Here is a 9,795-nt window from a genome sequence, read left to right on the forward strand (position 1 = left end):
GCCCGGACCGGACGCCATCTGGCGTCCGGTCCGGGCCGGTTCGGGTTCGCGACGCGCCACCCCCGCGAGGGGGCCGCGACTCAGATCGCCGCCGCCTCCAGGGCGCTCTCCTTCTGCTGGGCACCGCCACGCAGCGGGATCTCGCGCAGGAAGAGCGACGCCACGATCGCCAGCACGGTGACCCCCGCGCCCCACACGAACACCGTGTGGATGCCGTTCGTCACCGCGTGGTGGAACGCGTCCTGCGCCGCCGGCGGCATGGTCCGCAGCCGCTCCGGGGTGAGCTGCTCGGTGCTGCTGCCCGACAGCCCGGGGGCGCCGTGCATCCGCGCGGACAGCGTCGAGGTGATCCGGTTGGTGTAGAGCGAGCCGAACAGCGCCACACCGAACGAGCCGCCGATGGTGCGGAACAGCGTCGCGGTCGAGCTGGCCACGCCCATGTCCTTGAGCTGCACGCTGTTCTGCGCCACCAGCATGGTGATCTGCATCAGGAAGCCCATGCCGGCGCCGAGCACCAGCATGTACAGCGCCGAGGTGGTGCGGCTGGTCTCGGTGCCCAGGCTGGCGAGCAGCAGCGAGCCGCCGGTCATCACCACGGTCCCGATCATCGGGAAGATCCGGTACCTGCCGGTCCGGGTGACGACCTGCCCGACCACCAGCGAGACCACCAGCAGGCCGAGCATCATCGGCATCAGCAACAGGCCGGAGTTGGTCGCCGAGGCGCCCTGCACGATCTGCTGGTACTGCGGCAGGAAGGTGACCGCGCCGAACATCACGAAACCGACGATGAAGCCGATGATCGAGACCATCGAGAAGTCGCGGTTGCGGAACAGGCTGAGCGGCAGCATCGGTTCCTTGACCCGCTGCTCGACGTAGCAGAAGCCGAGCAGCGCGGCGACCGAGAGCACGATCAGGCCGATGACGTGCTTGGAGCTCCACGCGTACTGGGTGCCGCCCCAGGTGGTCATCAGGACCAGCGAGGTGATGCCGATGGTGAGCAGCAGCGCGCCGAGGTAGTCGATCCGGGCGTTGGAGCGGACCTTGGGCAGGTGCAGGGTCACCGTCACCACGGCGAGCGCGACGATGCCCAGCGGCAGGTTGATGTAGAAGATCCAGTGCCAGCTGAAGTGGTCGGTGATGAAGCCGCCGATCAGCGGGCCGCCCACGGTGGCCACCGCCATCACGGCGGCGAACATGCCCTGGTACTTGCCGCGGTCGCGCGGCGCGACCAGCGCGCCCATGATCGACATCACGCCGACCATCAGACCGCCGGCGCCCAGGCCCTGCAGGGCGCGGAAGGCGATCATCTCGTTCATGTTCTGCGAGAGGCCGGACAGCGCCGAGCCGACCAGGAAGATCACGATCGAGGTGAGGAAGGTGCCCTTGCGGCCCACCAGATCGCCGAGCTTGCCCCAGATCGGGGTGGCCGCGGCGGAGGCGAGGGTGTAGGAGGTGACCACCCAGGAGAGGTGGTTGGCCCCCTTCAGGTCACCGACGATGGTCGGCATGGCGGTGCCGACGATCAGGTTGTCGAGCATGGCGAGCAGCATCGCGATGACCAGTCCGACCATCACCAGTCGGATCTCCCGCGGTGAGCGGTGCGGTACCTGCTCCTGGGTGCCGGCCGGCCCCCCGACTGCGCCCGGCGGGTTCTCCGCGGTCGCATCGACCTGCTGTTGTGACATGGTGCGTCTCCCGGAAGCGTGCGGTCCGCGGCTCAGCGGCCCCCTTGGGCCGGGTGCTTACTTGCCGACCGGCTAGTTATTCGTCCGTTGGCACGGTAAGGTCTGCGTAAGCCAGGCGTCAAGCCGGTTTCGGAAGTACCGCCCTGGGCAGGGAGAATGCCCCGGGTGGGGTCCGTGGCCGGAGGGTCGTCCGTGGGCCTCCATGCCCGCACTCCGAAGCTCTACCAAGGCAGGCCGTGAAGCCATGAGTACGTCGCAGCACCCTCGCAGTGACACGCGGGCACGCATCATCGCGGTCGCGCTGGACCTCTTCGCGGAGCAGGGCTACGAGAAGACCTCGCTGCGCGAGATCGCCGACCGGCTGGGTGTGACCAAGGCCGCCCTGTACTACCACTTCAAGACCAAGGACGACATCGTCCACGGCATCGTGGACAGCATGGCGGCACCGATCGACGAGGCCATCGCCTGGGGCGAGCAGCACCCGTGGTCACCGAAGGTGCGCGACGAACTGGTCCGCCGGTTCGCGGCCGGGATGGCCGAGCGGGCCCCGCTGCTCCGGTTCTTCCACGAGAACCAGCCGGCGCTGCGGGACTCCGCGGCCGGGCTGGCGTTCAAGGACCGGATGATCCGGATGATCCAGCTGGTGCACGGACCGCAGGCCTCCTTCGACGACCGGTTGCGGGCCACCATGGCGCTCTTCTCGGTCAACACGGCGTTCTTCCTGCTCAAGCACGACTCCACGGAGACCGCGGGCCGGGAGAACGAGCGGTGCGGCGGCGCGCCGGTGCCGGAGAGCGCGATGAACGAGGCGATGAACGCGGCGCTCACCGTCGCGCTGGAGATCGCCGGGCGGGTCGGCCCGGCGGACCGGCCCGGAACGGTGCCGGCTCAGAAGTCCGAGACGCCGCGCTCTGACAGGTAGTGCACCGGGTCGGTGACCTTGCCGTAGCTGTTGCTGGTGCGGATCTCGAAGTGCAGGTGCGGACCGGTGGAGTTGCCGGTGCTGCCGGAGGCGCCGATCCGCTGGCCGGCCGTCACCCGCTCCCCGGCGGTGACCTCCAGCGCGGAGAGGTGCGCGTACTGGGCGAACCGGCCGTCGGCGAGCCGCAGCACGACCTCCTTGCCGTAGGCGCCGTCGTAGAAGGCCGAGACCACCGTCGCGTCGCCGACCGCGAGCACGGGCGTGCCGGGGGCGACCGCGAAGTCCACGCCGGTGTGGTAGCCCGCCGCGCAGGCCCGGTTCGGCCTGCCGTACGGGTTGCTGATCGGCGCGCCGGGGACCGGGGCGGACCAGTCCGGCGCGGGCGGGGCCGGCGGCTCGGCGGGTCGGTCGGCCGCCTCCGGGACGTGCGGCTCGTCGTGCGTGGCGGCGGACGCGGCCACCGGAACCGCGCCGTGGCCGCCCGGGATCGCCGCCAGTAGCGCGCCGGCCAGCAGGGCGGCGCCGGCGGTCGCGGTGAGGGCCGTCCGCCGGTACGAGCCGCGGAAGGCGGCGGACAGGTCGAACCGCCGGTACCCGGACGGTGGGGATGGCACGGCCGGCACGGTGGACTCGACCTCGCAGCGGGTTCGGGGATGTTTCGAGTGGGCCCGCTCGGCGGGGGACCCTTCAGGTGTAGCGGCGGATCGGGCCGGATCGAAATCGGACGCTCTACTACGCCGTCCAGTAGTGGCGCCGCCGGACCCACCACACCGCCGTCGCCGGCCGTCCCCCGCCTCCTACCGCCGGTCGTGCCGGCCTCCCGGCCTGTGACCAGTGCCACCCCCAAGGCGTGCCGCGCGGTGCAGAAAGCCTTCGGCGCGACCGACGACATTCCGCCACTCCTGAGGGACCATCAGGGGATGAGCTATGAGCAGACGGCTGCTGCCGGCGCCCAGCGCTTCGCGCTCTGGCGCGACTGCCGGCGGATCCTCTCCGGGCGGCGGCCGGAGACCCCGCGGGAACGGCTCGCGGAGCTGACCGCCGACGCGGCCGCGCTGGCCGGCCCGGCCGAGCGCCCCGACTTCTACGGCGACGGCATCGTGGCGACCCTGGAGCGCCGCGTGGCCGAGCTGCTCGGCAAGCCCGCCGCGCTCTTCTTCCCCACCGGCACGATGGCTCAGCAGGTCGCGCTGCGCTGCTGGGCCCGCCGCCGCGGCACCCGCGTGGTCGCCACCCACCCGCTGGCCCACCTCGAGACCCACGAGCGCCGCGCCTACCAACGGCTGTCGGGTCTGCACGGCGTCTGGCCCACCACCGCCCTCCGGCTACCGACCGCTGCCGAACTGCGCGACTTCGACGAGGAGTTCGGCATCCTTTTGCTCGAACTCCCGCTGCGCGAGGCCGGGTTCGTGCTGCCCGAGTGGCCGGAACTGGTGGCCGCGGTGACCGTGGCCCGGGACGAGCGGCGGGCGGTGGTCCACCTGGACGGCGCCCGGCTCTGGGAGTCCGCGGCCCACTACGCCCGTCCGCTGCCCGAACTCGCCGCGCTCGGCGACTCGGTGTACGTCTCGTTCTACAAGGCGCTGGGCGGCCTGAGCGGCGCCGCGCTGGCCGGACCGGCCGGCCTGGTGCGGGACGCCAGGGCCTGGCGGCACCGCTACGGCGGTCTGGTCTACCAGCAGTGGCCCACCGTGCTGGCCGCGCTCGCCGGGCTGGACCGCGAACTGCCCCGGCTGCCCGGCTATCTGGCGCACGCCCGGGTGGTGGCGGACGGTCTGCGGCAGGCGCTGCACGGCGTCCCGGGGGCCCGGCTGCATCCGGACCCGCCGCACACCCACCAGTTCCAACTCTGGCTCCCGTACCCGGCGCGGGAGTTGAACGAGGCCGGGCTGCGGCACGCCGCCGAGAGCGGCGACGGCCTGTTCGGCACCTGGTCGGACGGTCCGCTGCCGGGGCTGGCGGTCACCGAACTCAGTGTCCTGGCACCCGCGTTGGAGTGGCAGGTGGAGGACGTCAGGCGGTCCGCCGTCGACTTCCTGGCCCGACTTCCCACGCGGCCTTGATATTTGGCCCTCCCGGCCGAAAAGGCTGCACTACTGTCGGAACGAGTCGACCGCGTGGATCACCCTGGGGGAGCCCGTGAACGAGCACGTCCCGGACATCGAACTGGCCGACGCCATCGAGGCCGTCCGGCAGCAGCTGGCGGCCGCCGCCGAGCGGGGTGCCGGCCACCGGATCCAGTTCGAGGTCGGCCCGGTGGAGCTGGAGTTCGGGGTCGAGCTGCGCCGGGACGGCAAGCTCTCCGGCGGAGTGCGGGCCTGGGTGCTGTCGGCCGACGCGGAGGCCTCGGCCGGCCGGACCCGGGCCCACCGGGTGACCGTCACGCTCACCCCGAAGGACTTCGTCACCGGCGACAGCCCGCTGGTCGGCAACCCCGACCTCGGCAGCCGCGAGGGCTTCCATTGAGCCTGCCCGCACCGCGGGCCGCCGCCGTCCGGGCCGCCGCGCAGGGCAGCGGCGTGCTGCTCACGCCCCGGCTCATCCTCACCGCCGCCCACCTGCTGCCGCCCACGCCGGCCGAGGCCGCCGTACCCGTCGAGGCCGCCGTACCCGGCGGCCGGGGCTGGGTGCGCTGCACCGTGCTCTGGCGCGCCGACCCGCCCGCGCCGGGGGAGCCGCCCGGTGCCGAGCTCGCCGCCGGTGCCGACGTGGCGCTGCTGCTGGCCACCGCCGACCTGGTCCGCCCCGGCACCGTCCGCCGCCTCGAACCGCTCGGCTGGGGCCGACTGGACAGCACCGAGCCGGTCCCGCTCTGCCACGCCACCGGCTACCCGGCGGCCGGCCGCGAGGACGGCACGGTGCTGCGCAGCCACCAGCTGGTCGGCACCCTGGCCCCGGCCAGCGGCCTGGGCACCGGCCGGCACGTGCTCACCACCCAGCACCAGCCGCCCGGCCCGGTCCCCGGCGCCGCGTCCCCGTGGTCAGGCATGTCCGGCGCCCCGGTGGTCTTCAACGGCCTGCTGCTCGGCCTGGCCACCGCGGACCTGGCCCCCGGCGTCTGGCACCACTCCCAGCTCGGCCTGGTCCCGCTCGCCCCGCTGCTCGCCGACCCGGACTTCGCCGACCTGCTCGCCCGGCACCTCGGCGCCCCGGTCCGACCGCGCGGCATCTCGCCGCGCGAGCGAGCCGACGCCGAGTTCGAGGAGGCCTACGCCCGCTCGATCCGCCGCGAGCACGGCCGGCTGAAGATCTTCGGCCTGCCGATGTCCCGCCCCTGGAACCTGGACACCGCCTACCTCAGCCTGGAGGCGGTCCCGGCCGCCGACGCCGACCCGGCGCAGTCGTGCCACACCGCGGCGACCGGCACCACCGCCCTGCTCGGCCGCCCGGCGCAGCGCCGCCGGGTGGAGGGCATGCTCAAGGGCCGCCGCCGGGTGCTGCTGCGCGGCCAGGCGGGCTCCGGCAAGACCACCCTGCTGCAGTGGCTCGCGGTCACCGCCGTCTCCGGCGGCTTCGCCGGTGAACTCGCCGAGCTCAACCACCGGGTGCCGTTCTTCCTGCGCCTGCGCACCATGCTCCAGTTGCGCAACCTGAGCCCGCGGCCGGCCGAGTTCCTCGCCATGGACCGCAGCCGGGTGGCCGACGGGCAGCCGCACGGCTGGGCCGAGCGGCTCTTCGAGAGCGGCCGCGCCGTGCTGCTGGTGGACGGACTGGACGAGGTGCCGCGGCAGCACCGGGAGGAGGCCGAGCTCTGGCTGGCCGAGCTGCTCGACGACTACCCGCGGGTCTTCACCCTGGTCACCGTCCGCCCCTCGGCCGTGCCGGCCCGCTGGCTGCGCCACCTGCGCTTCGACGAGCTGCTGCTCTGCCCGATGAACGAGTGGGACCGCACGCTGCTCATCGAACGCTGGCACCAGGCCGCGCTGGCCGCCGAACTGGCCGACGTCGACGAGCCGACCGAGGCCGAGCGGTCCGCCCAGGAGCTGCGCTTCCGGGAGATGAGGAGCACCCTGCTGCGCACCCTGGACCGTTCCCCGGAGCTGGCCGCGCTGACCGACAGCCCGCTGCTCTGCGCGATGATCTGCGCGCTGCACCGGGAGTGGGAGGGCGCGCTGCCGCACCGCAAGATGGAGGTCTACGAGTCGGCGCTGGACATGCTGCTGGTCCGGCGCGACAAGCAGCGCCGGGTGGTGGTCGTGCCCGCCGAGCAGCAGCTCGGCCGCGAGGAGCAACTCGCCGCGCTGCAACGGGTGGCGGCCTGGCTGGTCACCAACGGCCAGCACGAGGGCGGTCGTTCGGACGCGCTACGGCAGATCGACCGGGTGCTGCCCAGCCTGCCCGCGCGCCGCCGCCTGGACGCCGAACAGGTCTACCGCCAGCTGCTGGAACGCACCGGCCTGCTCGCCGAAACCAGCACCGAGACCTTCGAGTTCGTCCATCGCACCTTCCAGGACTACCTGGCCGCACGGGAGTTCGTCCAGGACCGGGACTTCGGCATGCTCGCCCGCCGCTCCGGCGACGAGACCTGGGCGGACGTGGTCCGGATGGCGGTCGGCCACTGCTCGCGCCGCGACCGGGCGGTGTTGCTGCTGCGGGTGCTGGCGGTCGCGGACGAGTCCGCCGACCCGCGCGAGGCCCGCTGGATCCGGCTGGTCGCCGCCACCTGCCTGCCGTACGCCTCGGTGCTCGACGCCGAGGTGACGGACGAGGTGCTGGGCCGGCTCCGCCCGTTGCTGCGGCTCTTCCCGGTGGAGGCCGCGCAGGCCTACGAGGACCGGGAGTGGCACTGCCTCTACGCGATCGGCGAGGACCTGCTGCCGCTGCTCACCCCGGACAGCGACCTGCCGCTCTGGCTGGTCTGCCGGCTGCTGGAGAAGATGGGCGGTGAGCAGGCGCTGGCCCGGCTCGCCGAGCTCGCCGAGAACACTGGCCGGGTGGCCGACGGTGACGAACCCTCGGCGCTGGCCTCCCGGGAGATCCTGGCCCGCGCCTACCAGCAGGCCGGCGACCTGGACCGGGCGATCCCGGCGCTGGAGCAGCTGGTCACGCTCTCCGAGCAGGTGATGGGCGAGGGCCACCCGGACACCTTCGCGCCCCGGCTCCGGCTGGCCGACGCCTACCTGGAGCTCGGCGCGCTCTCCGGCGCCGTCCCGCGCTACGAGCGGCTGCTCGGCGACGCCGAGGAGTGGGCCGGGCCGGCCGACCTGCTGCTGATCCGTAGCCGGCTCGGCAACGCCTATCTGCAGGCCGGGGCGGTCTCCCGGGCGATCCCGCTCTTCGAGCAGCTGCGGGAGGAGGCGGAGACCCTGTTCGGCCCGGACAGCCGGCACGCGCTGGCCGCCCGCGGCGGCCTGGCCGCCGCGCTGCGCGACGCCGGTGCGCTGGCCCGGGCGATCACCATGTTCGAGTGGCTGCTGATGGACGCCGAGCGGGCACTCGGCGAGGACGACCCGGAGACCGTGGTCATCCGCACCGACCTGGCCGCCGCCTTCGCCGAGGCGGGCGACCTGGCGCGGGCCATCGCCGTGCTGGAGCAGCTCCAGGCCGACGCCGCCCGCGCGCTCGGCGAGGACTACCCGGCCACTCTCACCGTCAGCCTCCGGCTCGCCAACGCCTACGCCGAGGCCGGCGACCTGTACCGGGCGGTGCCGCTGCTGGAGACCGTCCAGCTGGCCCGGACCCGGGTGCTCGGCGAGGACCACCCGGCCACCTTCGCCGCCCACCGGCACCTGGCCGTCGGCTACCTCGGCCAGGGCGACCACGGGCTCGGGCTGGCCCTGCTCGGCTCCGCCCTGGACCGGGCCCGCGGCGTGCTCGGCGACCAGCACCCGGAGCCGCTGGCGCTGCGGCACGAGCTGGGGGCGGCCCGCCGCCGGACGGGCGAGCCGGGGGCCGCCGCGCAGCTGCTGAAGCAGGTCCTGTGGGACCGCTGGAGCCTGCTCGGTGAGGCCCACCCGGACACCCTGCGCACCCGGCACGAACTGGCCGAGGCCTACTGGGCGGCCGGCGACCAGCGCCAGGCCGCCGCGCTGGCCGGTCAGACCCTCGCCCTCTGTGAGGCCCACCTCAGCCCGGGCCACCCGCTCACCGTGACCGTCCGCCAGAGCCTCGACCGCCGCTGAGGGCCGGCTCGTGCGCTCAGGAGCGCACGCAGACCGGCAGCTCCGCGAGGATCGCGTCCCACAGCTCCGCCCGGGCCCGCAGCGCGGTCCGCACGGTGCTGGCGCACTCGGCCCAGCGGGTCTGGTCCGTGCCGCACAGGTCGATCAGCATCTGCATCGCCATCGGGGTGTGCTGCTCGCCGTCCACCTCGATGTGCCGGGCCAGGTAGTCCTTGAACGGCTCCAGCCGGTCCTCCGTGTCGTCGATGCCGATCACCTGGTGGAACATCTCGGGGATGAGGTCCTCCCGGCCGAAGGCGAACGCGGCGGCCTGGCAGTGCACCGGGGCCCGCTCGATGATGTCCCAGGTGGTACCGATGAACGCGGCCGCCGCCGGCGGTACGTCCGCCCGCCGGGCGGCCTCCCGGACCGGGGTGCCGGCCCGCAGCAGCTCCAGGAACGCGGTGACCGGCCCGGTGTCCGCGCCGGCCCGGTCCATTCCGGCCAGGTAGAGCTCGAAGTGGCTGGTGTAGCCCTCGCCCAGCTCGTCGCTCTCCTCGGCCAGCACGATCTCGTTGATCAACCGCCGGCTGGCGGTCGGACCGGTCGGCACCCAGGGCACCTCGACACAGGTCAGCCGCCGCTGCAGGGTCTTGAGCAGCGACATGAAGTCCCAGACCGCGTAGACGTGGCTGCCGAGGAAGGCCCGGACCCGGTCGAGGCTGGTCAACTCACGGTAGACCGGGTGGGTCACCACCTCCTGGCGGACCGGTTCGATCGCCCGCTGCAGCCCGGTCAGGCCCGGGTGGGTGCGGTCCCAGTGGTAGCGGCTGGTGGCAGTGGTCATGGCGACTCCGATCGGGGGCGGGGTACGTCTCGCACTGGAGAACTGGCCCGCCGCCCTCAGGACACGCCCGCCGGGCCCCGGTCAGCCGAAAAGGCCTGTGAACGAAAGGGCGCCGGGGGGGGGGGGGGGGGGGGGGGGGGGGGGGGGGTTTTTTTTTTTTTTTTCGGCCCCCCGCCGCTTCTGCCTTCCCCCCCCTCCTCTTTCCACTTCGCCTGAGGAGGGAATTTTTTTCTCCCCCCC

7 protein-coding genes are annotated in these 9,795 nt (G+C 73.5%); 4 read left to right on the forward strand and 3 right to left on the reverse strand.

What is annotated here, in order from left to right:
- Positions 1-80: 80 nt before the first annotated feature.
- Positions 81-1,685 (reverse strand): MDR family MFS transporter, encoded by a 1,605-nt coding sequence (locus tag ACZ38L_RS10755; RefSeq protein ID WP_465691364.1) that lies wholly within the window; start codon positions 1,683-1,685, stop codon positions 81-83.
- A gap of 244 nt (positions 1,686-1,929) precedes the next feature.
- On the opposite strand from ACZ38L_RS10755, the gene ACZ38L_RS10760 reads away from it, so the two are divergent.
- Positions 1,930-2,607, forward strand: a complete 678-nt coding sequence (locus tag ACZ38L_RS10760; RefSeq protein ID WP_465691366.1) for a TetR/AcrR family transcriptional regulator — start codon at positions 1,930-1,932, stop codon at positions 2,605-2,607.
- Here the strand turns inward: ACZ38L_RS10760 and ACZ38L_RS10765 are convergent.
- Complete coding sequence (locus ACZ38L_RS10765) at positions 2,574-3,221, reverse strand: M23 family metallopeptidase (protein ID WP_465691368.1); 648 nt, start codon at positions 3,219-3,221, stop codon at positions 2,574-2,576. The two genes, ACZ38L_RS10760 and ACZ38L_RS10765, sit on opposite strands and share 34 nt — an antisense overlap.
- Positions 3,222-3,527: 306 nt before the next feature.
- Between ACZ38L_RS10765 and ACZ38L_RS10770 the strand changes: the two genes are divergently transcribed.
- From ACZ38L_RS10770 to ACZ38L_RS10780, 3 genes are all read left to right on the forward strand, one after another.
- Positions 3,528-4,670, forward strand: coding sequence for a threonine aldolase family protein (locus ACZ38L_RS10770; protein ID WP_465691370.1), 1,143 nt, complete (start codon positions 3,528-3,530; stop codon positions 4,668-4,670).
- A gap of 76 nt (positions 4,671-4,746) precedes the next feature.
- Complete coding sequence (locus ACZ38L_RS10775) at positions 4,747-5,073, forward strand: trypco2 family protein (protein ID WP_465691372.1); 327 nt, start codon at positions 4,747-4,749, stop codon at positions 5,071-5,073.
- A complete protein-coding gene (locus tag ACZ38L_RS10780; protein ID WP_465691374.1) occupies positions 5,070-8,729 on the forward strand; it encodes a tetratricopeptide repeat protein in 3,660 nt (1,219 codons plus the stop codon). Before ACZ38L_RS10775 ends, ACZ38L_RS10780 begins: the two co-directional genes overlap by 4 nt.
- Positions 8,730-8,745: 16 nt before the next feature.
- Here ACZ38L_RS10780 and ACZ38L_RS10785 read toward each other — a convergent pair whose 3' ends face one another.
- Entirely contained in the window at positions 8,746-9,555 is an 810-nt protein-coding gene (locus tag ACZ38L_RS10785) for a DUF3050 domain-containing protein (protein WP_465691376.1), read from the reverse strand.
- Between the last annotated feature and the right edge of the window lie 240 nt (positions 9,556-9,795).

Source organism: Kitasatospora sp. NPDC024654, assembly GCF_055559155.1.

Excerpts from the sequence above, each read along its gene's own strand:
- ACZ38L_RS10755 (WP_465691364.1), bottom strand. The coding sequence starts at position 1,685 with ATGTCACAACAGCAGGTCGATGCGACCGCGGAGAACCCGCCGGGCGCA.
- ACZ38L_RS10760 (WP_465691366.1), top strand. The coding sequence starts at position 1,930 with ATGAGTACGTCGCAGCACCCTCGCAGTGACACGCGGGCACGCATCATC.
- ACZ38L_RS10770 (WP_465691370.1), top strand. The coding sequence starts at position 3,528 with ATGAGCTATGAGCAGACGGCTGCTGCCGGCGCCCAGCGCTTCGCGCTC.
- ACZ38L_RS10785 (WP_465691376.1), bottom strand. The coding sequence starts at position 9,555 with ATGACCACTGCCACCAGCCGCTACCACTGGGACCGCACCCACCCGGGC.